Here is a 24,008-nt window from a genome sequence, read left to right on the forward strand (position 1 = left end):
GGCTGGGTGGCAGTCTTCGCCGTTTCAGCCTCTGTGGGTTGCCTCGGGTTCCCGCCTCAGCAGAAAAGGGTTGGCCACTTGCGCCCCTCAGATACTCCGCACGACCCCGCTGCCGGCGGGCATGACCCGGCGGACTGGAACGGCCCCGTGCCGCCGCCGTCCCGTCCCGACGCCCGCCACAGGGACCCGCGGTCACGCGCGCTGGTGATCTCGGGGGCGCTCACTCTGGCTCTGGGCGCCGTTGCCGTGTTCCTTCCGGCACCCTATGTGGTGGAATCGCCCGGCCCCACTTTCAACACCGTCGGAACCGTGAAGACGGGGAACGGGGAAGACTCGCCCCTCATCGAGATCGACGGTGCCACCACTTACCCCACAGAGGGCGAGCTGGACCTCACCACGGTCTATGTTGCCGGTGGTCCGGGCAGCGCCATGAGCTTTCTGGAAGCCGTTGGAGCCTGGTTGAGCCCGGAAGACTCCGTGGTTCCCGAGGAGTTTGTCTACCCCCGCGGAACCACCGGCGAGGAGGTTGATGAGCAGAATGCAGCAGCCATGACCTCTTCCCAGGAGGCTGCCGTTGCTGCGGCACTGCGCGAACTGGACATCGCCTTCACCGAGGAGCTCGCCGTGGCGGATCTCGTGGAGGACTCGCCGGCCGCCGGCGTGCTGCAGACCGGAGACACCCTCATCCGGGTGGACGGCACCGATATTGACGGGATCGACACCCTCCGCACCAAACTGCAGGAAAGCGGCGGCGATCCGGTGGACGTCACCTACCGGCGCGACGGGGAGGAACAGACAGCGGCGCTTACCCCCGCTCCCGGTGATGCCGGTTCCTATCAGCTCGGCATTTATCTCGCCACGAGTTTCGAGTTCCCCTTCGACGTCAGCATCGCGCTGGACAACGTGGGCGGCCCGTCCGCCGGCATGATGTTTGCCCTGGGCATCATTGACCGGCTGACCCCCGAAGAGCTGACGGGAGGGAAGCACTTTGCCGGAACCGGAACCATTGACTCGGCTGGAAAGGTCGGGGCCATTGGCGGAATTGCCCAGAAGATGGAGGGCGCGTCCGACGCCGGCGCGCAGTTCTTCCTCGCACCGGCCGACAACTGTGGTGAAGTGGTGGGGAACATCCCGGACGGGCTGGCCGTGGTCCGGGTGGCCACGCTGGATGAGGCCCGCAGCGCCGTCGAGGATCTGGCCGCCGGAGCAGACCCGGCCGGTCTGGCACAGTGCTTGGTGGACTAGGGACGGACAGGAAAAGGCGGCAATATAGCTGCCAAACGGCGCCGGATTTTCCGGGCGGCCCATCACGATCTTGAAAAGGTTCTTGCCGATAGGCCCGGCAGGTGGCCCGCCGCAATAAAGACAAGGCAGAATGAGAAAGCACGGCAACTTGCAAAGGGGACGAAAAAATGTCCTGTAATACCCGTTGCAGGCGCCGTGGACCGACGCACCGAACGATGAGGTAACAGTGACTTCCGGACCTAATGGCCCATTTTCCCGACCCAGCCCCAGCGCGGGCGCCCGCCCCGGCAAGCGGCGCGGACCGAGCCCGCTGATTGCCACACTGATTGTTGTGGCGATCCTCGTAATTGGATTCGTCTACTTCTCCCAGGTCTACGCGGACGTCCTCTGGTACAACCAGTTGGGCTACCTCGAAGTCTTCGTCAAGGAAAACCTGACGCGAATCGCGATGTTCCTCAGTGCCTTCATCGTGATGGCCGCGTGTGTCTTCCTGAGCATTAGGGCCGCGTACGCCTCACGGCCTGTCTATGCCCCGGACAGCGCACTGCAGGACAACCTGAACCGCTACCAGGCCCAGCTTGAGCCTGTCCGCAAGCTTCTGATGATCGGCATCCCCGTCGTCGTTGGCGGGTTCGCCGGCACCGCCGCCATGTCCATGTGGCAGCAGGCGCTGCTGTTCTTCAACAGCCGCAACTTTGGCCAGCAGGATCCCGAGTTCGGCCTGGACTTCAGCTTCTACCTCACACAGCTGCCGTTCATCGGCTTCATCGTCGGCTTCCTCATCAGCGTCGTCGTCATCTCGGGCATCGCCGGGCTGCTGACCCACTACCTTTACGGCGGCATCCGCCTGGAGGAAAAGGGCATCTTCACCTCCCGCCAGGCGCGAATCCACATTGCCGTCATTGCGGCCAGCTTCCTGCTCCTGCAGGCCGCCAACTTCTGGCTGGACCGCTACGACACCCTGCTGAGCACCTCGAGGACCTGGACCGGTGCCCTGTACACCGACGTCGAAGCCGTCATCCCCACCAAGACCATCCTCACCGTTGCCTCGGTCATCGTGGCGCTGCTCTTCATCGTGTCTGCGGTCATCGGCCGGTGGCGCCTGCCGATCATCGGTACGGCCATGCTCATCATCACGGCCATTGTTGCCGGCGGCGTTTACCCGTGGATTGTGCAGCAGTACCAGGTAAAGCCCTCCGAGCTCAGCAAGGAAGCGCCCTACATCCAGCGCAACATTGATCTCACGCGTGAGGCCTACGGCCTGGATGAAACAGAAGTCATCGACTACAAGGCCACGGTTGAGGCAAATGCCGGCGCGCTGGCCGCTGATTCAGGTACCACCTCCAACATCCGCCTGCTGGATCCGAACGTCGTGTCCCCGGCGTTCTCGCAGCTGCAGCAGTTCCGTCAGTACTACCAGTTCCCGGAAACACTGAACGTGGACCGCTACGACATCGACGGCGAAACCCAGGACACGGTGATTGCAGTCCGTGAACTGAACATCGACGGCGTTCCCGACGGCTGGGTCAACGAACACATTCTCTATACGCACGGCTACGGCGTCGTTGCGGCCCGCGGATCAACGGTCCAGGCCGACGGCAAGCCCAGCTTCATGGAATCCGGCATCCCCTCCAGCGGCGTTCTGGGCGACTACGAACCCCGGATCTACTTCGGCGAATCCTCACCCGACTACTCGGTGGTCGGTGCACCCGAGGGTTCGGCACCGCAGGAAATCGACCGCCCGCAGACGGGCGACTCGGACACCGAGTCCCAGACAACGTTCGACGGCGACGGCGGACCCAGCGTGGGCAATTTGTTCAACCAGCTGGTCTACGCCATCAAGTTCCAGTCCACCGAAATGCTGCTCTCGGACGCCATCAACCCCGAGTCGCAGATCCTCTACGACCGCGATCCCCGCGAACGCGTCGAAAAGGTTGCTCCTTACCTGACGGTGGACGGCAACGCCTACCCGGCGGTCGTCGACGGCCGGGTCCAGTGGATTGTGGATGGCTACACCACCAGCAAGTACTTCCCCTACTCCACCCAGCAGGAACTGCAGGCAGCCACCACTGACTCCCTCACCACGGGTGCCGCAGCCCTTCCGGCGGACAAGGTGAACTACATCCGCAACGCGGTCAAGGCCACCGTCGATGCCTACGACGGTTCCGTCACCCTGTACGCCTGGGACGACAAGGATCCGCTGCTGCAGTCCTGGCAGGCAGTCTTCCCGTCCACGCTGAAGCCGTACAGCGAGATGTCCGCCGAGCTGATGTCGCACGTGCGCTACCCGGAGGACCAGTTCAAGGTCCAGCGTGAGCTGATGGGCAAGTACCACGTCACCAATGCGGACTCGTTCTTCAAGAACGACGACGCCTGGTCCGTGCCGAACGATCCCACGGTGGCCAACGCCGAGGTGAAGCAGCCTCCGTATTACCTGTCCCTGCAGATGCCGGGCCAGGATGACACAGCGTTCTCCCTGACCACTCCGTTTATTCCGTTTGTGTCGCCCAACGGCGAAGCCCGCAACGTGCTGTACGGCTTCCTGTCTGCCGAAGCTGATGCCGGCACGGGCGAGGCGGGAGTCAAGAGCGAGGACTACGGAAAGCTGCGGCTGCTGTCGCTGCCCACCGACACCGTGGTCCCCGGTCCCGGCCAGGCCCAGAACCGGTTCAACTCGGACCCGACGGTTTCCAACGCGTTGAACCTGCTGCGCCAGGGTGCTTCCGAGGTCATCAACGGCAACCTGCTCTCCCTGCCTGTGGGCGGCGGCATGCTCTACGTGCAGCCCGTTTACGTGCAGTCTTCCGGTGACGCGTCCTACCCGACGCTGCAGCGCGTGCTCGTGAACTTCGGCGAGACGGTCGGCTTCGCTCCCACACTGGATGAAGCACTGAACCAGGTCTTCGGCGGTGACTCCGGTGCCATTACCGGTGACTCCGAGAATGTTGGCCAGACCCCCGACGCCGGGACCGGCGAGGTGCCGGGCGACACGACGGCAGCTGCTGACCTGGCCGCTGCTCTGGCTGATGCCGGAGCCGCCATCCAGGAAGGCCAGGCGGCACTGGCAAACAACGACTTCGCTGCCTACGGTGCGGCGCAGGACAAGCTCAACACAGCAATCCAGCGCGCCATCTCTGCACAGGAGGCCATGGACGCTGCCGCCGGGGAAACCGACGGCGGGGAAACCGGTGCCACGGAGGGTGCGACTCCCGCGCCCACCGAGGGTAACTAACGCGCTGAGGCTGCGGCCCGGCTGCCGATTTGCAGCCGGGCCCCGCGGCGGGTAGAGTTAACTATCACGCCGCGGGGTGGAGCAGTTCGGTAGCTCGCTGGGCTCATAACCCAGAGGTCGCAAGTTCAAATCTTGCCCCCGCAACCAAATAACACAGAATCATCAGAGAATCCCGGTTGGCAGAGATGCCAGCCGGGATTCTCTGCTTTCCGGGAACTTCCCCTGTTCCCCGGCACTGGTGCCATCAGACCCGCGGCATGGGAAATCGGGCACGGACGGCGCGCGCTTCTCCGCCGGGGGTGGCTAAGCCCCGGTAAACGGAGACGGGCGGCACTCCCGCAGGGGAGTGCCGCCCGTAGGCCGGCAGCGCCGCGAGCAGCGGCGCTTAGTGGTTTCTTAGTTCTGGCCGATGGCGGACTGTCCGGAGCCGGAGCTCTTCAATGCGGCCAGACGGGCCTCAACCTCGGTCTGCTCGCCCAGGTCTTCAAGGCTCTCAAACTGTGCATCCAGGCTGGACGCAGCAAGCTCGTTTGCGCCGCGGACGCGGGCTTCTTCGCGGCGGATCTTCTCTTCGAAGCGGCCAACCTCCGAGGTCGAGTCCATGACGTCGATGCTCTTCATGGCTTCGTGCATCTGGGTCTGCGCGTGCGCGTTGCGGGCACGCGCGATCAGCTCGTCCCGCTTGCTCTGCAGCTGGTTAAGCTTGCCCTTCATCTGGTCCAGGCCGGTCTTGAGCCGCTCCACAATCTCTTCCTGCGAAGCGATCGTGGGTTCTGCACCCTTGGCCTCGTTCTCCGACGCCATCTGGCGCTGAATTGCCACCTTGGCCAGGTTGTCGAACTTCTGCGCGTCGGCTGTGTTGCCCGCGGCGCGGAACTCGTCAGCCTTCCGGGAGGCAGCAAGGGCCTTGTTGCCCCAGTTGCGGGCATTCTGGATGTCCTCGTTGTAATCATCCTGAAGCATGCGCAGGTTGCCGATGGTCTGGGCAACGGCGCTCTCAGCCTCAGCGATGTTGTTGCTGTAGTCCCGAACCATCTGGTCCAGCATCTTCTGCGGATCTTCGGCCTGATCCAGGATGGCGTTGATGTTGGCTTTGGCCAGCTGGGTGATGCGTCCAAAGATTGACTGCTTTACCACGGTGTCTGCCTTTCGGTTTGTGGAACTGAATCTGCTGAAAAAACTGATGGTGCACCTTCACTGATGTTGCGTCCTGCTGTGACCGGCTGTGCTTACAGCCCGAACCTAGACCTAGAAGCTGGTGCCGCCGCCGCCGAAACCGCCGCCGCCACCGCCGCCGCCGAAGCCACCGAAACCGCCGCCGCCCCAACCGCCGCCGCCGAAACCGCCGCCTCCGCCGCGCAGGATGGAATCGATGAGGATGCCGCCCAGGATCGCTCCGCCGAGGCCTGAGCCGCCGCCACGGCCGCCGTACATGCCGCCCCCGCCTCCGCCGAAGCCGCCGCCGAATCCGTCGACATCCTGCTGGGCCATCTCAGCTGCCTGCGCGGCCAAGGCATTGGCCTGCTGGGCGTAGGCCAAAGCGCTGACCGGGTCGGACGACTGGAGGGCGATGGCCTGCTGGAGGTTGCGCTCAGCTTCGGCAAGCCGGGTCCTGGCCTCACTGCCGACACCGCCGCGCCGCGCACGGATGTAGTCGGAGGTGCCCGAAATCTGCGCCTGGGCTGACATGACGGCATGCTGAAGGGCATCCCGGGCGCGGCGTTCCTGTTCCTGCCGGTCCCGGATGCCCTCAAGGGCGTTGTCGAGCTGTGTGTTGGCCGTCTCCAAGCGCCGCAGCAGGTCCACGGGATTGTTCCGAACCGAGGATTCGCGCTCAATGGCAGCCAGCGCGGCTTCCACTCCGGCCATCGGTCCAGCGAGTCCGGCGTTGGCGCCGCTGGCTGCAAAGGCCCGGGCCTGGGCCAGGTCCTGCCGGGCATCTGCGACGGCACGCTGCAATTCGTTGCGCGCTGCGTCGAGTTCGTGTCCGGTCTTCTCGATGGCATCCAGCAGGACGTTGGCCTGGTGCACGCTTTCCTCTGCCGCGCGGACAGCTACGACGGCGGAGGCTGTGTCGCCTTCGTCAAGCTTGGCCTGGGCTGTTTCTTCGGCGTTATCAACGAATTCGAGCCGCTGGCGTGCCTGTTCGATGTTGTCCGCGATCTGGGCCAGGGCGGAATCGGCGTAACGCTGGCGGAGCCCGGTGATGGAGGCCTCTGCTGCCTCCAGGCGCCCGCCCGCCGACTGTGCGCTGCTGCGGGCCGCGCTCAGCGCAGCGGGTGCATTTTTCTCCAGCTCGCGGAGCGCATCAAAGTCTTCCTTGTGCGCCTGGAGGGACTCATTGACCGCTTCACAGCGGCGGATGATGTCCTTGAGCCAGGTGCGCTGCTGGGCTTCGGTGTCCGGAATATGGTCATCCAGCTGCTGCTGCATCTTGAAGGACTCGCTCATGTGGTTCTTCGCTGCTGCAAGATCCTCGGTGAAGGTCTTGACGGCGTCATCACCGTAGGAAGCCATGGCGAAGGCCAGTTCCTGCTCGCTGGACTTGATGGCGTCGTCGGCGGCCACCAGAAGGCTGCCGGCACGCTTGCGCAGGTCTTCCACGCTCAGTTCGTCCAGCGGATCGACCGGCTCCTGCGGTCCTGAATTGGCCGGCCCGGCGGGGAGTGCGCCCTTTCGCCTGCTGCGGACGAAGAGGAAGGCTGCGCCGCCGCCGAGCAGGATGATCCCGCCAATCAAAATGACCGGAGCAAGGCTTGCTCCGGAGGATGATGAGGAGCCGGTGGAAGAGCCGGTGCGGCCCGATTCGAGGGCATCCGCGGCGCTGACAGCTGCTTCGGCCCAGTCCTCGGAGGTGAAGCTCTCCTTGCCAACCAGCGGATCGGCGGCTGCATCAATAACGGCGTCGCCTTGCTCCTGCGTCAGCGGACTGTTATCAGCGACCGAGACGTTGATCTGCCGGCTTTCCGTGGCAATGCTCAACAGTACGTCCTGAGAGTTCATGCCCTTCTGCGCGACAACCTGGTTTCCCCAGGCAACGGGATCCGAGGGGTTCGTGAACTCGTCCACGTACACCACAAACAGGGTGTAGCGGCTGTCCTGCCGCACTTCGGAAATGGCTGTCCGGACCTCGCCGGCATCTGAGCCCAGGACGCCGGCGTCGTCGACCAGGAACTGCCCGGGCGGAATGGTCACCGGAGGGACCGCGGAAGCGGCTGCAGCCGGAACCAGAAGCGCCGAGACACTCAAACCGAGCACGGCAGCTAGCCGCATGGTCTTCAACCGCATAAATTTGTCCTCAGGATCGTGTGGTGCGTGGCAACTGCGCTTCGTTCCGCCGGATTCGGTCCCTCCGCGGGGGAAGGCCGGTTCCTGGTTTGATTCTATTGTTCGCCAACATACCGAGTCCACCATGGAGAAGGCTGGATGTCTTTCGGCAAGCTTTCAGGAACTGTTCAGGAACCTCCATCAATCGTCACAGAAAGTACTGTCATAGTTGAGGAAGCCTCACACTTCCACGGGCACATTGATTTGGAAAGGACAGCACATGTCTGAGCAATACGGGGGCACCGAGGGTCCGCAGCGTCCGATTCCTCCCCGTCCGCCTGCCCCGCCTGCTTCGTCCGAGGGTGCAGCGGCGGGTGAGGCAAACGAGGGTCAGACCCAGCAGTTCCCCGATGCTGCGGCCAGGCATGCTCAGCCACAGGCGCCCCAGCAGCCGCCTGCCCATGCGCCGTCGGCCTCCGGCAGCAGCAGTTACGGCGGCAGCTTTGGCGCCACCGGTAACGGCGGCGGAGGGTCAACCGGCGGTTATTCGACCGGCGGCTACGGGCAGGATCCCTACGGCTCCGGTCACCAGCCGGCGCAGGAGCGTTCGCCGCGTCGGTTCGGAGCCGGCACCCTGATCACCGGCATGGTGCTGGCCGGTCTGCTGGGCGGCGGCGTTGCAGTGGGTGCTGACGCACTGATGGACAACGATTCCTCTCCGCAAAGCACAGGCCAGGCACAGACTGTTGTGGTCAACAACGATGACAGCGTCAACGCGGTGACTGCGGCCGCCGTGAAAGCCTCGCCGAGCGTTGTCACCATCGATGTCTCCGCCAGCGGCAGTTCCGGCACTGGCTCCGGGATCATCCTGGACGATGAGGGACACATCCTGACCAACACGCACGTAGTCACTCTGGGCGGGACTGCTGCATCCCCGTCCGTCGAAGTTCAGACCCATGACGGCCGTGTGTTCTCCGCCACAGTAGTGGGAACCGACCCCGTCTCCGATTTGGCTGTCATCAAAGTGGACGCGTCCGACCTGACCCCGGCCAGCCTGGGTGACTCAAACGACCTGAACGTGGGGGACACCGTCATTGCCATCGGTGCTCCACTGGGACTGGCGGGCACGGTAACGGACGGCATCGTGTCAACGCTGAACCGGACCATCAGCGTTCAGTCTTCCGCGGCCCCGGAATCCCCGGCGGACGGCGGAACCGGCCAGGACAATGACGGCAACGGGTTCCGTTTTGCTCCGCCGGACGGGTCCAGCCAAAGCCAAAGTGCGGCTCAAGGCTCCATCTATCTGGACGTCATCCAGACGGACGCGGCGATCAACCACGGAAACTCCGGCGGCGCACTGGTCAACACGGAGGGCGAGGTCATCGGCGTCAACGTGGCCATTGCGTCCGCCAGCGAGGACAGCGGAAGTATCGGCGTCGGTTTCGCAGTGCCGATGAGCTACGCGGAACGGGTGGCCAATGAGATCATCGACAGCGGCTCTGCGACCCACGGCTTCCTGGGTGTCTCGGTCACTCCGGCGGTGGCCTCCAGCTCCTCGGCCTTTACCGTGGGCGCCGAGGTGGCCGAGAACCCGGCCAGCGGAACCCCGGCGGCCCGGGCAGGACTCAAAAAGGGTGACGTCATTACGGCAGTAAACGGAATCCCGGTCACCGATGCGCAGTCCCTGACCGCCGCCATCCGGATGCAGGCAGCAGACACCAAGGTCACCATCGATTACACCAGCGGCGGCCGCACGGACAGCACGGACGTGACGCTGGGCAACTCCGCAGACCAGTAACTCCATGCACTACGGACCCGCTCTTCTTCGGGAAGGGCGGGTCCGCCCGTGTTCGGGGGCGGGCACGGGGCTGCCTCCCGGTGTGATTAGCTTAAGTTTGCCGCCCCGGCGGCTGGTCCCGGACCCGGCGAAGCCGAGTCCGGAAGGATCTCACACGCAGAAAGGTTCCGCATGCAGGAATCAGCCGACAGGCCGCTAAATATTGTTGTCCTGGTAAAGCACGTGCCCGATGCCCAGTTTGACCGGCACCTTTCCGGTCCCGCTCACACGCTCGACCGTTCCGAGAGCATCCTCTCCGAGCTGGACGAGTACGCCCTTGAAGCGGCGCTGCAGCTGGCCGAGGCGCGCGGGGGCCAGTCGGCCGGGAACATGGTGACTGCACTGACCATGGGTCCGGATGCCGCGGTTAACGCGGTGAAGAAGTCCCTCCAGATGGGTGCCTACCAGGGTGTTCACGTGAACGACGCCGCTCTGGCCGGTTCCGATGCCGCGGCAACTTCGCTGGTGCTCGCCGCGGCAGTGCAGCACGCCGCCGGTGCGCCGGGTGCCCCGGCAATGCCGGATCTGGTGCTGACGGGAATGGCGTCCACGGACGGAGAGACGTCCCTGGTTCCGGCGCAGCTGGCGGAGCGTCTCCAGCTGGCTCAAATCACCTTTGCCTCCGAGATTGAGGTGTGCGATGTTGACGGCGCTCCCGCGGTCCGTGCCCGCAGGGACGGCGATTCCTTCTCGGAGACGCTCGAAGCACCGCTGCCGGCACTGGTTTCGGTGACTGATCAGGCCAACGAACCGCGCTACCCCAATTTCAAGGGCATCATGGCCGCCAAGAAAAAGACCATCACGGTTCTTTCCCTGCAGGATTTGGGCATCGAACCGGAGCAAACAGGGTTGGCCGGGTCCTGGACCTCCGTGGCCGCCTCCGCGCCCCGACCGCCGCGTTCAGCCGGAACCATCATTACCGACGACGGCAGCGCCGGGGTTGCACTGGTGGACTTCCTGGCCGCTTCCAAACTGATCTGACAATCCTTTCACCGGCGTTGCCCCGGCTGCGCCCGAAGCACTAAGGAGAGCCCACCATGGCCTCTGTCCTCGTCTTTATCGATGTACCGGGCCTGCCGCTGCCGCGGGCGAGCCGCGAATTGCTGACCATTGCCCGCGGGCTGGGGGAGCCTGCGGTGGCCAGCCCCCGTGCCCTCAGCGATGAGGCGCTGCAGGCTCTGGGGGATTACGGCGTCGCAGCCGTCTACGAACCCGCAGAGGAACTGCCGGACGTCCTGATCGCGGCCAAGGCCGCCTTCCTGGCCGAAACCGCGCAAAGCGCAGGCGCTGCAGGGGTACTGCTGGGGAATTCCTTCGAGGACCGCGAGGTGGCGGCCCGTGCAGGCATAAAACTGGGTTCCGGCGTCATTACGGACGCCGTGGCCGTTGCTCCGGACTTTTCAGTGACGAAATCGGTGCTGGCCGGGTCCTACACCTCCACCTGCCGGGTACAGGCCGGAATTCCCGTCATCACGGTGAAAGCCAACAGCGTTGAGCCGGTTCCGGCGCAGGCTCCCGCGGCTCCGGAACGCCGCCGGGTTGCCGTCCCCGACGCCGGTCCCGCTGCACGGGTCACGGGCCGCACCGAGAAGCGGGTCAGCGGCCGTCCCGAACTCTCCGAAGCCAGGGTGATTGTGGCGGGGGGACGCGGAATGGACGGTGACTTCACGCCGGTGGAAAACCTCGCGGACGCGCTGGGCGGTGCCGTGGGCGCCTCGCGTGCAGCCACCGACGCCGGCTGGATTGAACACTCCGCCCAGGTGGGCCAGACCGGGAAGACGGTCTCTCCGCAGCTCTACATCTCGGCAGGCATCTCCGGCGCCATTCAGCAGAAAGCCGGAATGCAGACGGCAAAGGTCATTGTGGCGGTCAACAAGGACGCCGATGCACCCGTGTTTGAAATTGCGGACTTCGGAATCGTGGGGGACGTGTTCTCAGTCCTGCCGCAGGCCACCGAGGAAATCAAGAAGCGCAGGTCCTGATTCCATGACCCAGGCACAGGAACAAGAGCAAGAGGTTCCCCGGGTGCAGCGTGTGCTGGCCTTCGCCGCCCATCCGGACGACATCGACTTCGGTGCCGCCGGAACCGTGGCGGGCTGGACCGCGGCAGGAGCCGAGGTCACGTACTGCATCATGACCGCCGGTGACGCCGGCGGTTTCGAGCCCGGAGACCGAAACAAAGTAACGGAGCTGCGCAGCAGCGAACAGCAGGCAGCCGCGGAACTCGCCGGTGTGCGGGACATCCGGTTTCTGGGTGAACGCGACGGCTTCCTGGCGGTGACCCCCGAAGTGGTGGAGCAGGTTGTCGCGCTGATCCGCGAAGTCCGCCCCGACGTCGTGCTTTCCATGCACCCCGAACGCAACTGGGACCGCATCCAGGCCAGCCATCCCGACCATCTGGCCTGCGGCGAGATCGTCACCCGGGCGGTATATCCGGCGGCGGAGAATCCCTTTGCCTTCCCGCGGCTGGCGGAACAGGGCCTGGAAGCATTCAAGGTCCCGTGGCTGTGGTTCTACGGTGCTCCGCGGGAACGGGAAAACCATGCCGTGGATATCAGTGGGCTGGTTGAAACCAAACTGGCAGCGATCCGGGTACACGCCAGCCAGCATCCGGACATTGGCAGGATGGAAGCTGCGGTGAAGTCCATGCTTCGTGATAACGCCCGCCGTTTTGGGCTCGCCGACGGAGCCAGTGCCGAAGTTTTTCATGTGGTGGGAGTCAACACCGAGCAGACCATCGCCGGGTTCTGACGTCTGTACCGGCTCCCTCATGCCGACCGCGGCCGTCCTTGTGCTGTACCGGTGGAAGGGGTCCTTGATCCGCTACAGGTTTGCCTCGGCCCAGGCACCGATGGCCTCAGCCAGGTAGGCTGCCAGCCCCTGAGCTTCATTGTCGTAAAAAGCGGTGAAGCGGCTGTCCTGCACATACAGCTCACCCAGACCCTTGTAAGCTGCGCGGTCGGGAGTCCAGCCGGCGCAGACCCACCGGTAATGGCGCGCGACGACGGCACCGGCCTGAGGATCCGACGGTGCCAGTCCGGCGCGCAGGCAGGCGGCAAGCTCCGCGTTGATGGCTCGGGCCTCCTGCAGAAGTTCCTGCTGCCGGTCCTTTCCCAGCGATTCCAGTTTTTCTTTGCTGGACTCGACCCGGGCATGGCCCCAGCGCTGCCGGGCTTCGTCCTCATAGGGGTTCTCTTCGAATCCCCGGAACAGTTCCTGCGCGTCCATGGTTCCTCCTTGTGCCAGCGTGTCCAATGTAGCCCGTACCGTCGCCGCCATCTCCGCCAGGCGCCGGCTCTCCTCCTGCAGCCACCGGTGGTGGACCGCCAGTGCCTCAGCCTCATCGATCTGCCCGGCCAGGACGGATCGAATGGAGTCCAGTCCCAGACCCAGCCGGCGCAGCAGCAGGATCCGCTGCAGCCGCAGCAATTCCTCCATCCGGTAGAACCGGTATCCGTTGGAGCCGGTAAAAGCCGGGGAGAGCAAACCGCGTTCCTCGTAATGGCGCAGCGTCCGGGACGAAACCCCGGCCATGCGTGCGACCTCGGTGATGGGCCAGGCATCCTCATGCCGGGACTTCACAGCCGTCCCCTGGACATCATTTTCAGCTCCTGCCGCGATGCGCAGCCGGGGGATCCGGCTGCTTCTCCTTACGGTAGGCGTTGACGCAGCGTCAACGTCAAGCGGCCGAAGGGCTCAGGCCGCGAAGGGGATGACCAGCAGGATGGGCGGTGTGGGCGTCGGCGAACCGCCGTCGGGCTCCACCGTCAGCGCCACCGCACTGTAGGGATCAATGTCCGTCAGCTCCGTGGCCTTGGTTCCGGAGACTTCCTCGCCTGTCATGACACCCACCGACACCGGATCGGATCCGTCGGCCGGGACGCGCCACATCTGGTAGACCGATCCTTCCGGCGGGGCCGGGACTCCGCTGAGGGTGACGACGGCGGCGTCCTTGCCCTTGGAGGTGGCCACTTCCGCGGTACCTCCGGTGGGAAGGTCAATGGTGCGCTGCTGCACGTCGGAGGCTTGCAGCACTTCCTCGCTCACCGAATCCGGTTGTCCAAGATTGCTGACGGTCACGCCTCCCACAATGATTGCGGCGGCTGCGGCGCCGGCAAGGATCCAGCGGCCGGCGCGGCCCAGGGGTGGGCGGCGGCTGCGGCGGGCGGCAAGCTCGTCGCCGGGATCCGGGGCGGGAGCGGAATCCTCCTGCTCCGGCAGTCGGGCCATGATCCGTTCCAAGAGGTCTTCGGGCGGAGCGGCTTCGGCCCGGTAGCCTCCGGCCAGTGCTTCGCGCGTGGCCCAGACACGCTGGAGGAAGGACCGGCGGACGCCCGGGTCTGCCCGTTCCAGGGCGGCATCCACTGCCTGCCGGTCGTCGTCGGGCAGGGCGTTCAGGGCATAAACCTCAGCCCATTCCAGCAGCCGGCCGTCGGCCAAGTCTGTGTAGAGGGCATCTGAGGAGGCATCAAAGCTGTTTTCAGGCATTTGCGGGCACCCCCAGACATTTCTTCAGTCGTATGAGTCCGTCGCGGATCCGCGACTTGATGGTTGGTACTGCGGCATTCAGTTTTTCCGCGACCTCGCGGTAGGTGAATCCGCCGTAGTAGGCGAGGCGAACCGATTCCCGCTGGGTGTCGGTCAATGACTCCAGACACTCCACCACCGCTTCGGCATCGAGCCGCTGAGCGACGGTGTCCGCCACATTGTCATAGTCCGGTTCCTGCATGGCGGCGCCGAAACGGGCCTCCCGGTTGGCGGAACTCTGTTCGGAACGGACCCGGTCAACGGCGCGGCGGTGGGCGAGCGTCAGCAGCCAGGCCAGGGGCGAACCGACGGCGGGATCGAAGCGGGAAGCGCTGGTCCACACCTGCAGGTAGACCTCCTGCGTGGTGTCCTCGCTGAGCTCGGCATCAATGAGCACCCGGCGGGCCAACCCGTAGACACGACGTGATGTCAGTGCATAGAAGCGCTCGAAATCACCACGGCTGCCGCCGGCAATCCCCGCCAGCAGTGACTCCAGCGAAGGCTGGGGGACGGGCTGTTGCCCGTGGTTCTGCGCGGCTTCGGCGGCGCGCTCCGGAATGGAGGCCTGCGCGGCGGAGGGCCGTCCCTGGTTCGGCTTGTCCATAGGCTTCCAGCATAGGGGGAAACCCGTGGCTGCGGCTCCCTGAGTTTCCATGCCCCCTATTCGTTGCCGGAGGCGGAATGGATGGGGCGGTCTCCCGGCGGCAGTTCCCGAAGGATTCTAGGGGAGGCGGGCGGAGGCGATCAGTGTATCGGCATTCAGGTTGTACTCCTCACCCAACTGCGCCAAGAAGGCGGTCTTCACCCTTGCCGCGGCTTCCTCGTCCTCCGGCAGGAGGAAGCGCAGTCCGCTGCCCATCACCAGCGACCAGGCCAGGGACTGGTTGAGCTGGACCTGCGCCGGAGTGGAGAGAACCTTGATGTCCTGGAGTCCGAAACCCTCGAGCCAAGCGGTAAGTTTCTCCGGCGTGTTCAGGCGTTCGGTGTTGTCCCGTGCCCCGGAAATCAGTCCCGTCAGCTCGGGCCGCTCGCGCCGGCACTCCTGCACCAAAAGATCGGTAAACGGGCTCAGGGCACCTTCCGCCCACGTGCTCAGGGCCAGCATGCCACCCGGGCGCAGGTTCGAGACCAGGTGAGCTGCTCCCTTGTCCATGTCCGGAAGGAAGAAGATCGAGTAGGCGGACAGCACGACGTCGTACGGCTCGTCCCCGGTCCACGCACCGGCGTCGCCCAGATGCAGGACAACATTCTCGAGGGAGAGGGTGCTGGCTTTCGCCTGGGCCAGGGCCAGCATCTGTGCCGAAAGATCGACGCCGTCCACCCGCCCGTCCGGGCCGGCGTACTGTGCCGCGGGGATGGTGGTTGCTCCGGTGCCGCAGCCCGCATCCAGGATCCTGTGGCCAACCTCAATCTCGGCAGCTGCCACCAGGGCGTTGCCCATCGGGTTCCAGAGCGAAGGTGCCAGGCGCTCAAAGTCGGCGGCACCGTCGTCGAACGCGGAGCCAATCGTGATCTCGGGCATGGGAGTCCTTAGAGCTGGGCACCTGCGAAGCCGTGTTGGCGCCAGGCTTCGTAGACGGCGATGGAGGCGGAGTTGGCAAGGTTCAGGGAGCGCAGGGACGGCAGCATGGGCAGGCGGACACGCGCGGTAACGTGCGGGTCCTGCTTTACCTCTTCGGGCAGTCCCACGGATTCGCGGCCAAACATCAGCACATCGCCGGGCTGATAGGCGATGTCCGTGTAGGACGTGTCACCGTCGGAGGTGAAGGCATAGACCCGTTCCGGAGCAAGGGCTTTCCACGCGGCCTCCAGGGTGGGGTGCACGTGGAGGACGGCCAGGTCATGGTAGTCCAGCCCTGCGCGGCGCAGCTTGGAATCCTCCAGCTCAAAGCCCAGGGGCTCAACGAGGTGGAGTTCGGCTCCGGTAATGGCGGCCAGGCGGATTGCATTGCCGGTATTGCCGGGGATTTCAGGGGTGTGGAAGAGGATGCGGAACACAACCCCATCCTAAGCCCGGCAGCTAGCGGACCGTTGCATCGAGGAGTCCGCCAAGCACGGGGAGCTGCACCGCGTTGGCCTGTGGTCCTTCGCTAAAGAACCGCTTGAGTTCGCGCTGGAGGGTTCCGGCATTGGCGACGTGAACCATGGCGGGGGCGCTGCGGCTCAGCGACGGCGGATAGTCGATCACGGGTTCAAAGGGATTGCCGTTGGGGCTGTGCAGCACCACCCAGCCGCTGACGTTGCACTCCGGGAAGCGGTCCTGGAGGGTGCGCACGGCATCCGGAAGCCGGTTAATGGACACCTCCTTGCCGCGGTAGCGCAGGTGCCGGCCGTCCCAGCTGTAATTGCCGGGAGAAGCAACCTGGGATTCAAGGACGGCCATCCGGTAGCCGCCCAGGAGCACATGGCCCACGTTGAGGTTGCCGCCGCGGGGAGAGCGGTCCGGCAGATGCAGGCCGTTGACCAGCCGTCCTGCCGGATAATCCGGCAGCAGGGTGCGTTCAAGCAGGCGAATGGTGAGGACCTCGCCGTCGTACCGGGCGCCCGCACCGGAGCCCAGGCGCGCCATGAATCCGGGCCTGCGGGGGGATCCGTGGACCTGCTGTCCGGCCAGTGCCAGCGGCAGCACCGGCGGGGAACCGGGGGAGAAGTCCGGGACGAAGCGCGGGGTCTTGGCCAGGGCCTCGTCGGGGGAGGGTGATCCGCCGCGGGTGTAGCCGGTGCGGGCGGAGGACGCCGGTTTGGAAGCGGCTCCGGGCCGCCCGCCGGAGCCGCGGCCCAGGCTCAGGTCATACGCCGCTTTTTGCTCCGGGTTGGACAGCACCTCGTACGCCTCGGCGATGACATGGAACGTTTCGGCACTGCCTCCGTGATCCGGGTGGGTGGCGCGAGCGGCTTTGCGGTAGGCCGTCTTGATCTGGTCCGTTGTGGCCGAGGGGGTAAGACCCAAAACCTCATACAGCGTCTTGGGCGACGGGCTCACAGCGGATCCTCTCATTGGGCCGGAAGACCCGGCAGGCACAGCGCGCGGATGGCGCCGCAGGTTTCACAGCGGTTGCATTCTCTCAGGTTGGCAGCGTCACCGGCCAAACCGGCAGCCATAAGGCTGCACCAGCTATAACGCTGGAAGGGTGAACTATGTTTCCCGGACGGACCGGGCAACTCTGCGGACAGAGTGATAACTCGCCGCGGCAGCGGGGATGACCCGCGGGCGGTCCGGATCGGTGTTGTCCACGACCACCGTGGCCCGGCCCGCGGGATCCGTGTCAGCGAAGTAGAGAAGCTGGCCGCCCACGTAGCGGTGCATGGCCGGATCATTCGGATCCGTCGGCGTTCCGTCGCGCTGAGCCATCCGAGCCGCGGTCACGGGAAACGGCACGTCGAGGAACAACGAGAAGTCCCAATCCGCCGCCAGTTCGCGGCGGTGCAGGAAGAGTCCATCCACCAGCACGACGGCGTTGGCCGGGGCGGGCAGCTCGGGCGGGGACAGGACGGCGTCGGTGACGAGGCTGTGCCCGGCGGGCCGGTAGCTCCCGCCGCCTCCCGGCTTCAGCGGGTCGAGGACGTAGGCCCGAAACTGTTCCACGTTGTAGGAATCATGGCGAAAGCCGGCTGCCGAACGTCGGCCGCGTCGGTACCGAATGCCTTGGCGGTGATGAAAGTCATCCAGTGACACCCGGATCACCGGCCGCGGGTTCACGGCACCGGCCAGCTCGGCAGCCAGGGCGTCTGCAAAGGTTGTTTTCCCGGAGCCGTCAACGCCGTCCACCGCCGCGAATACCCGGCAGCCGGGGGACCTGCCGGACAAGCATGCCGCCAGGTTCTGCAGGAGCGCAGCCCGGCGGACAGGCACAGGGCAAACCGGGAGCGCCGGCGGGGGAGGCGGAGTGGTCACAGAGGCATTGTGCCAGTTCCAATCGGCATCGGTTGCGATCCCCGTTAGAATGATCAGGTGCCCGTGTACCTAGATCACGCGGCGACCACGCCTATCTCGGCCTCGGCCCTCGCCGCACTCACGTCAGAACTTAGCCGCAGCGGCAATCCGTCCTCGCTGCACGGCTCCGGCCGCCGCGCCCGGATGGTGGTGGAGGAATCGCGCGAAGCGCTCGCCGCCGCCGCAGGCTGCCACTCCTCGGAGATCATCTTCACCTCCGGCGGAACCGAGGCGGACAATTTGGCCGTCAAGGGGCTGTACTGGTCCCGGCGTGATGCCGACCCGCGCCGCACCCGGATCCTCTGTTCCCCGATTGAGCACCATGCCGTCCTGGACACCGTCCAGTGGCTGGAAAAGCATGAGGGTGCCACCGTGGTGTGGCTGCCGGTGGATCAGGACGGCGTGGTCTCCGAGGAAGCCATCCGGGCCGAGCTTGCCGCCCACGCAGACACCACCGCCCTGCTGACCGTCATGTGGGCCAACAATGAAGTGGGCACGGTCCAGGACATTCCCGCGCTCACTGCGCTGGCACACGAATACGGGGTGCCGGTGCACACCGACGCTGTGCAGGCGTTCGGCGCACTGCCGGTGGACTTCCGGGCGGCCGGTGTGGACACCATGGCCATCAGCGGTCACAAGATCGGCGGACCGGTGGGGGTCGGGGCGCTCGTGGTTGGACGGGCCGTGAAACTCACGCCGGTGATGCACGGCGGCGGGCAGGAGCGGGACATCCGCTCCGGAACCCTGGACACCCCCGGCATTGCGGCCTTCGCCGCTGCAGCCCGTGAAGCCACGGAAAGCCTTCCCGCTGAGTCCGCCCGCCTGCGGAACCTGAGGGACACGCTGATCGCCGGGGTGGAGCGCGAAATTCCGGACGCAGTGCTTCGGGGCGCACGGGAGGACCACAGCGGGGATACCGGCCAGCAAGGCAGGCCACGCCGGCTGCCGGGCAACGCCCACTTCACGTTTCCGGGCTGCGAAGGCGATTCGCTGCTGTTCCTGCTGGATCTGGCCGGGGTGGAGTCCTCCACCGGCTCGGCGTGCACTGCGGGAGTTCCCCGGCCCTCACACGTTTTGCTGGCCATGGGACTGAGCGAGACCGAGGCCCGCGGTGCGCAGCGTTTCAGCCTCGGGCATACAACCACGGCCGCAGACGTTGACACCTTGTTGAACGCACTTCCCGAAGCCTATGAGCGGGCCAAAAAGGCCGGTATGGCTTCCCACGTCAGCAGCATCCAAACAGCAGGAACAGGTTTTACTTCATGAAGGTTTTGGCAGCAATGAGCGGCGGAGTGGACTCCGCTGTAGCCGCAGCACGAGCAGTGGAAGCCGGGCACGACGTCGTCGGCGTCCACCTGGCGCTGTCCCGCATGCCGGGCACCCTGCGCACCGGCAGCCGGGGCTGCTGCACCATCGAGGACTCGCGCGACGCCTGGCGGGCCTGCGACATCCTCGGCATCCCGTACTACGTGTGGGACTTCTCCGAGCGGTTCAAGGAAGACGTGGTGGATGACTTCGTGGCCGAGTACGCCGCCGGCCGCACCCCCAACCCCTGCATGCGCTGCAACGAGCGGATCAAATTCGCCGCCCTGCTGGAAAAGGCACTGGCCCTGGGCTTCGACGCCGTCTGCACCGGCCACTACGCCAAGGTGATCACCGACGCCGACGGGAACCCGGAGCTGCACCGCGCCGCGGACTGGGCCAAGGACCAGTCCTACGTGCTGGGCGTGCTCACGCATGAACAGCTCAAGCACTCCATGTTCCCGCTGGCCGAAACCCCGTCCAAGGCCGAGGTCCGCGCTGAAGCCGAACGGCGGGGCCTGTCCGTGGCCAACAAGCCGGACAGCCACGACATCTGCTTCATCCCCGACGGTGACACCCGCGGCTGGCTCGAAGAGCGCATCGACATGACGGAGGGCGACATTGTCGATTCCTCCGGCGAGAAGATCGGCACGCACCCCGGAGCCAACGCCTTCACCGTGGGCCAGCGCAAGGGCCTGAAGCTGGGCCGCCCGGCCGACGACGGCAAGCCCCGCTTCGTGCTGGAAATCAGGCCCAAGGAAAACAAGGTGGTCGTGGGGCCGGAGAAGCTGCTGAACATCGACCAGATGCGCGGCATCAAGATCTCCTGGGCCGGCCTGCCGATCCCCGAGATTGAGGCCCGCACCCAGTTTGACTGCATGGTCCAGGTCCGTGCCCACGGCGATCCCGTGGCCGCCCGCGGCTGGATGGAAGATGTTGCCTCCGATGAGGCCGACGGCGGCGTCCGCGAGGAGCTTGTCGTCCGGCTGAACGAACCGATGCGCGGCGTTGCTCCGGGCCAGTCCATGGTTATCTACCAGGGCACCCGCGTCCTGGGCCAGGCCACGATCGATTCGGCACGTTCGCTGGAATGGGATCCCGCCGCGGTGTCCTGATCCGGGCGGGCCGGCGTAACGTGCTCTGCCGCACGCGGGCCGGACTCTAGACTGGAGCCATGACTGAAACATCCGCAGATGAGTTCGACCCCGCTGCCAGTTCCCTCGCCGGTAAAATTTCCGACGACGTTATGCAGGAACTGCTGGCTGTCCGCAGCAGCATCGACAACATCGATGCAACTCTGGTGTATCTCCTCGCGGAACGTTTCAAGGCCACCCAGCGGGTGGGGTACCTGAAAGCGGAGCACGATCTGCCGCCTGCTGACCCGGGACGGGAAGTGGCCCAGATTGCCCGGCTGCGCCGGCTCGCCGAGGACGCCCACCTGGATCCGGCCTTCGCGGAAAAGTTCCTGAACTTCATCATCAGCGAGGTCATCCGGCACCACCAGGCGATCTCCGACAACCACAACGGCGGCAACAGCAATGCAGCAGGACTCTAACCAGACGGACACTAAGCAGCCGGAATCCACCACCGTCACGGCCACTGCCTTAGGCTCGTGGCCGGGCGATGACCCGGTGGAAGCCACCCGAATCATCCGCGGTGAGCTCGGTGCGCCGCATCTTCCGTTCCTGGTGGAACTGCCGCACCGCGGTCCGGGCGCCGACGCCCTGGGGCGGACCGCCGCACTGCTCGTGGACCTCGCCGTGGACCTCCAGCCGCACGGTTGGCGCCTGGTGCCCCGGCCCGGAAAGGACCACCGCAGGGCAGTCTCCCTGCTGAGCCAGGATCTCAATGCCCTCGCCGATGTTGTGGGCGCCGAGGAATCCCCGGGCAGGCAGCTGAAGATTTCGCTGCGCGGTCCGTTGTCCCTGGCCGCCGGTCTCTACCTGCACAACGGCGAACGTGCCCTCTCTGACGCCGGAGCCCGCCGGGAACTGCTGCAGTCACTTACCGCAGGCGCAGTGGACTATGTGGCGCGTGCACGCACAGCCGCACCGGACGCCGGCATTATCGTCCAGCTCGATGAGCCCGACATCGCCGAAATTCTCGGCGGCGCCATTCCCACGGCCAGCGGCTACCGGACACTGCGCTCCGTGCCGGCCACGGAAGTGTCATCCGCCTGGGCCCAGCTCATGGAGGCACTGACCCTTGCGGGGGCTGAGCAGATCGTCCTGCGCCTGCCGGAGACCGGACGCTCCGCGGTGCTTCGCCCCGGAGCCCAGACACCTTTTGCCCTGGCACTGGGGGCGGGCGCAACCGGCGCGGCCCTGCCTGCCGCCGGGCTTACCGGAGCGGATTGGGAAGGAATTGCGGAAGCGGTCGAAAGCGGAAAGTCGCTGTGGCTGGGAATACTGCCGGAACCGGCAGGGAACGCTGAGCCCCGCCAAGTGAAAGCCCTGGTGGAGGATGTACTGCGGCCGTGGACCAAAATCGGCCTGTCGGCCAACGCGCTTCCGGCGCTTCGCCTGACACCGGCCGCCGAGCTGGCGGAGGTATCGCCGTCGTCCGCCCGGAAGGCCCTGAGCCGGCTCACGCAGACTGCGCAGGCGCTGTCCCAGGTGGCCGCCGAGGGCTGGGGCACCGGAACTTAACCGGCTCTTATACCCGCCGCTCCCAGCGGGAAGGCACTGCCTCGGCCGGAAGTTCGCCGTCCCAGGGCTGCTGCCGGTAAGTGAAGCTTCCTTCGTAGACGAAGATGGTACCCACCTGCCGCTGCACCACCCGCGTGCGGATGCGGAAGACGCCCTCGCCGTCGTCGTACCACTGCTCCACATGTGCGTCCGCAGCAGCAAAGCCAGGCAGCGGAAGCCGCAGCGGGCCCAGGAACAGCCGGCTGCGCGGAGAATCCATGAGCAGATGCCCTTCCCCGGTCACGGACAGCACCAAATCAGTGGCCAGATTTCGTTTCCGTCCCAGATAATCAGTCAGATGCCCCGGACCGGTCAGCGTGGTGGTGTCCTCAAAGGTCCGGTTGCCGCCGGGAAACCGGAAGGTCCGCACCGCGGTCAGCGACGGCCTGCCCTGTGGATCCTGATGCGGGTAGTTGCGGATGGTAAAGGGAATGCCGGTGCCGTAATCGGGGAAGAACGCATTCGATACCGGAACTAGTTTGAGCAGCGGCCGCAGCCAGGGCCGGGGACAGCCGGCGGTTTCGAAAACGCCCTCTCCCTCGCCGTACACGCCGCCGCCGGCCGCTGCTGAGAAGTACTCCTGCAGCGCGGGCTGGAGCCGCTCGAAGTCCGATCCGAGGACCTGGCGGTAAACGGAGCGGGGAACCGCTGCTGGTTCGGCTGGAGCCATGATCTAGAGCCTTCCGGAAGCTTTGAGCCGGATATAGAGGTCCGCGAGCTTGGGCGGCAACTCGTGCGGGGTTTCGTCAACCACCTCGGCACCCATGGACCGCAGCTGGGCGCTGACCGCTGCCCGGTCCAGAAGGGCACGCTCCGCCGCTGCTGCGCGGAACACCTCGGTGGCCGTTGTCCGCTGCCGCCGCAGTTCCTCCAGCTCCGGGTCCCGGACCGAGGCAACCACCACCACATGCTTGTCCAGCAGCTGCGGCAGCACCGGCAGCAGCCCTTCTTCGAGTGCGCCGGAATCCAGGGCAGTTATCAGCACCACCAGCGAACGGCGGGTGGAGACGGATTGGACGGCACCGGGCACCAGGGAAAAGTCAGCTTCAATCAGCTCGGCGTCCAGCGGGGCAATCGCCGAAACGAGGCGGTGCAGGAGGTTGCCCTTTCCCCCGGACTGGACACGTGCCCGGATCCGCCGGTCAAAGGCCAGGAAGTCCACCCGGTCGGCACCGCCGGAGGCCAGCATGGCCAGCAGCAGGGCGGCTTCGATGCCGGTGTCCAGCCGCGGTTCATCGCCAATCCGGGCAGCCGACGTGCGGGAAGTATCCAGCAGCAGCACCACGCGCCGGTCACGCTCCGGACGCCAGGTCCGCACCACGGTGTCCCGCCGGCGGGCCGTGGCACGCCAATCGATGGACCGGACATCGTCCCCGCGCACATAGTCACGCAGGGAATCGAATTCCGTTCCTGCACCCCGCATCTGCACCGTGGTGTTGCCGTCCAGCTCCCGCAGCCGCCGCAGTTTCGACGGCAGGTGACGTTTGGCGTGGAACGGGGGGAGAACCCGCAGCACTGCGGGGCACGGCAGGGTGCGCTGGCGGGCGGCCAGACCCAGCGGACCGAAGCTGCGTACAGTGACGGATTCACTGTGCAGGTCACCCCGGCGCTCCGGAAGGAGCCGCACCTCAAAGCGGCGGGCTTCATGCGCGGGTATCTGCATCCGCTGCACAGGGTCCAGGGCACCGGCCGAAGGCTGCCAGCCGTCCCGGAAGCTGCCGCGAAGGGTACGGGTGCCGGTGTTGCGGACAGTCAGGACCGCGGCGGCAGGCTCGGTCAGCCGAACGCTTCCCGGAACGGTGCGCTCCAGGGTGAGCGAGCGCGGCGATGCAGCCGCCACCAGATCAACGCCGACAGCGGCGCACAAAAACACCAGCCACAGCGTGATCGAGGCAGCGCCCGGAAAGAGCAGGACCGCCACGGAACCCGCTGCGGCAAGGAAGACCAGCCGGCCGGAGATCGCCATCAGAGACCGGC

General features: G+C 65.8%; 21 protein-coding genes and 1 tRNA gene. 11 read left to right on the plus strand and 11 right to left on the minus strand.

Annotated features, from left to right (window positions below; all coding sequences use genetic code 11):
• Window positions 1-78: 78 nt before the first annotated feature.
• From CXQ89_RS05520 to CXQ89_RS05530, 3 genes are all read left to right on the plus strand, one after another.
• A complete protein-coding gene (locus CXQ89_RS05520; protein WP_258059881.1) occupies window positions 79-1,245 on the plus strand; it encodes a PDZ domain-containing protein in 1,167 nt (388 codons plus the stop codon).
• A 226-nt stretch (window positions 1,246-1,471) separates the two neighbouring features.
• Window positions 1,472-4,477 (plus strand): UPF0182 family protein, encoded by a 3,006-nt coding sequence (locus tag CXQ89_RS05525; RefSeq protein ID WP_104160520.1) that lies wholly within the window; start codon window positions 1,472-1,474, stop codon window positions 4,475-4,477.
• Window positions 4,478-4,547: 70 nt separating this feature from the next.
• Window positions 4,548-4,624 (plus strand) — tRNA-Met (locus CXQ89_RS05530).
• A gap of 249 nt (window positions 4,625-4,873) precedes the next feature.
• On the opposite strand, the gene CXQ89_RS05535 is transcribed toward CXQ89_RS05530, so the two are convergent.
• Window positions 4,874-5,614: a PspA/IM30 family protein gene (locus CXQ89_RS05535; RefSeq protein WP_104052573.1), complete on the minus strand. Its 741-nt coding sequence runs from the start codon at window positions 5,612-5,614 to the stop codon at window positions 4,874-4,876.
• 111 nt (window positions 5,615-5,725) lie between these two features.
• On the minus strand, window positions 5,726-7,765 hold the full coding sequence (locus CXQ89_RS05540) for a TPM domain-containing protein (RefSeq protein WP_104160521.1): 2,040 nt from the start codon (window positions 7,763-7,765) through the stop codon (window positions 5,726-5,728).
• Window positions 7,766-8,024: 259 nt separating this feature from the next.
• Between CXQ89_RS05540 and CXQ89_RS05545 the strand changes: the two genes are divergently transcribed.
• The 4 genes from CXQ89_RS05545 to CXQ89_RS05560 all read left to right on the plus strand — a co-directional run bounded on the left by CXQ89_RS05545 (window position 8,025) and on the right by CXQ89_RS05560 (window position 12,332).
• On the plus strand, window positions 8,025-9,542 hold the full coding sequence (locus CXQ89_RS05545) for a S1C family serine protease (protein WP_104052571.1): 1,518 nt from the start codon (window positions 8,025-8,027) through the stop codon (window positions 9,540-9,542).
• A 171-nt stretch (window positions 9,543-9,713) separates the two neighbouring features.
• Window positions 9,714-10,562 carry an electron transfer flavoprotein subunit beta/FixA family protein gene (locus tag CXQ89_RS05550; protein WP_104160522.1) on the plus strand — a complete coding sequence of 283 codons (849 nt, stop codon included), beginning with the start codon at window positions 9,714-9,716 and terminating at the stop codon, window positions 10,560-10,562.
• 56 nt (window positions 10,563-10,618) lie between these two features.
• A complete protein-coding gene (locus CXQ89_RS05555) occupies window positions 10,619-11,563 on the plus strand; it encodes an electron transfer flavoprotein subunit alpha/FixB family protein (protein ID WP_104160523.1) in 945 nt (314 codons plus the stop codon).
• Between the two features lie 4 nt (window positions 11,564-11,567).
• Window positions 11,568-12,332: a PIG-L deacetylase family protein gene (locus CXQ89_RS05560; protein ID WP_104160524.1), complete on the plus strand. Its 765-nt coding sequence runs from the start codon at window positions 11,568-11,570 to the stop codon at window positions 12,330-12,332.
• A 72-nt stretch (window positions 12,333-12,404) separates the two neighbouring features.
• Here the strand turns inward: CXQ89_RS05560 and CXQ89_RS05565 are convergent, their stop codons facing one another.
• From CXQ89_RS05565 to CXQ89_RS05595, 7 genes are all read right to left on the minus strand, one after another.
• Entirely contained in the window at window positions 12,405-13,163 is a 759-nt protein-coding gene (locus CXQ89_RS05565; protein ID WP_258059882.1) for a TipAS antibiotic-recognition domain-containing protein, read from the minus strand.
• Between the two features lie 114 nt (window positions 13,164-13,277).
• Window positions 13,278-14,069 carry an anti-sigma factor domain-containing protein gene (locus tag CXQ89_RS05570; protein ID WP_104160525.1) on the minus strand — a complete coding sequence of 264 codons (792 nt, stop codon included), beginning with the start codon at window positions 14,067-14,069 and terminating at the stop codon, window positions 13,278-13,280.
• Entirely contained in the window at window positions 14,062-14,712 is a 651-nt protein-coding gene (sigK, locus tag CXQ89_RS05575; protein ID WP_104052566.1) for an ECF RNA polymerase sigma factor SigK, read from the minus strand. Before sigK ends, CXQ89_RS05570 begins: the two co-directional genes overlap by 8 nt.
• 117 nt (window positions 14,713-14,829) lie before the next feature.
• Window positions 14,830-15,630 (minus strand): trans-aconitate 2-methyltransferase, encoded by an 801-nt coding sequence (locus tag CXQ89_RS05580; RefSeq protein WP_104052565.1) that lies wholly within the window; start codon window positions 15,628-15,630, stop codon window positions 14,830-14,832.
• A gap of 8 nt (window positions 15,631-15,638) precedes the next feature.
• Window positions 15,639-16,106, minus strand: coding sequence for a tRNA (cytidine(34)-2'-O)-methyltransferase (locus CXQ89_RS05585; protein WP_104052564.1), 468 nt, complete (start codon window positions 16,104-16,106; stop codon window positions 15,639-15,641).
• A 22-nt stretch (window positions 16,107-16,128) separates the two neighbouring features.
• On the minus strand, window positions 16,129-17,091 hold the full coding sequence (locus tag CXQ89_RS05590; RefSeq protein ID WP_181032232.1) for a J domain-containing protein: 963 nt from the start codon (window positions 17,089-17,091) through the stop codon (window positions 16,129-16,131).
• Window positions 17,092-17,244: 153 nt separating this feature from the next.
• The gene (locus CXQ89_RS05595; protein WP_146067203.1) at window positions 17,245-17,916 is read right to left on the minus strand and encodes a uridine kinase; all 672 of its coding nucleotides are present in this window, start codon (window positions 17,914-17,916) and stop codon (window positions 17,245-17,247) included.
• 144 nt (window positions 17,917-18,060) lie between these two features.
• Here CXQ89_RS05595 and CXQ89_RS05600 point away from each other — a divergent pair, with 144 nt between their 5' ends.
• The 4 genes from CXQ89_RS05600 to CXQ89_RS05615 are packed head-to-tail and all read left to right on the plus strand — an operon-like array spanning window position 18,061 to window position 21,992.
• A complete protein-coding gene (locus CXQ89_RS05600; protein WP_104160527.1) occupies window positions 18,061-19,308 on the plus strand; it encodes a cysteine desulfurase family protein in 1,248 nt (415 codons plus the stop codon).
• Window positions 19,305-20,459: a tRNA 2-thiouridine(34) synthase MnmA gene (gene mnmA, locus CXQ89_RS05605; RefSeq protein WP_104052561.1), complete on the plus strand. Its 1,155-nt coding sequence runs from the start codon at window positions 19,305-19,307 to the stop codon at window positions 20,457-20,459. The genes CXQ89_RS05600 and mnmA overlap by 4 nt, the downstream gene beginning before the upstream one ends.
• A gap of 59 nt (window positions 20,460-20,518) precedes the next feature.
• The gene (locus CXQ89_RS05610) at window positions 20,519-20,899 is read left to right on the plus strand and encodes a chorismate mutase (protein ID WP_104052560.1); all 381 of its coding nucleotides are present in this window, start codon (window positions 20,519-20,521) and stop codon (window positions 20,897-20,899) included.
• A complete protein-coding gene (locus CXQ89_RS05615) occupies window positions 20,883-21,992 on the plus strand; it encodes a hypothetical protein (protein WP_104160528.1) in 1,110 nt (369 codons plus the stop codon). Before CXQ89_RS05610 ends, CXQ89_RS05615 begins: the two co-directional genes overlap by 17 nt.
• Before the next feature lie 7 nt (window positions 21,993-21,999).
• On the opposite strand, the gene CXQ89_RS05620 is transcribed toward CXQ89_RS05615, so the two are convergent.
• Window positions 22,000-22,701, minus strand: coding sequence for a DUF4166 domain-containing protein (locus tag CXQ89_RS05620; protein WP_104052558.1), 702 nt, complete (start codon window positions 22,699-22,701; stop codon window positions 22,000-22,002).
• 3 nt (window positions 22,702-22,704) lie between these two features.
• The gene (locus CXQ89_RS05625) at window positions 22,705-23,997 is read right to left on the minus strand and encodes a DUF58 domain-containing protein (RefSeq protein WP_104052557.1); all 1,293 of its coding nucleotides are present in this window, start codon (window positions 23,995-23,997) and stop codon (window positions 22,705-22,707) included.
• Window positions 23,998-24,008 lie beyond the last annotated feature (11 nt).

It is taken from the genome of Arthrobacter sp. ZGTC212, from assembly GCF_002929255.1.
Lineage (GTDB): Bacteria > Actinomycetota > Actinomycetes > Actinomycetales > Micrococcaceae > Arthrobacter_B > Arthrobacter_B sunyaminii.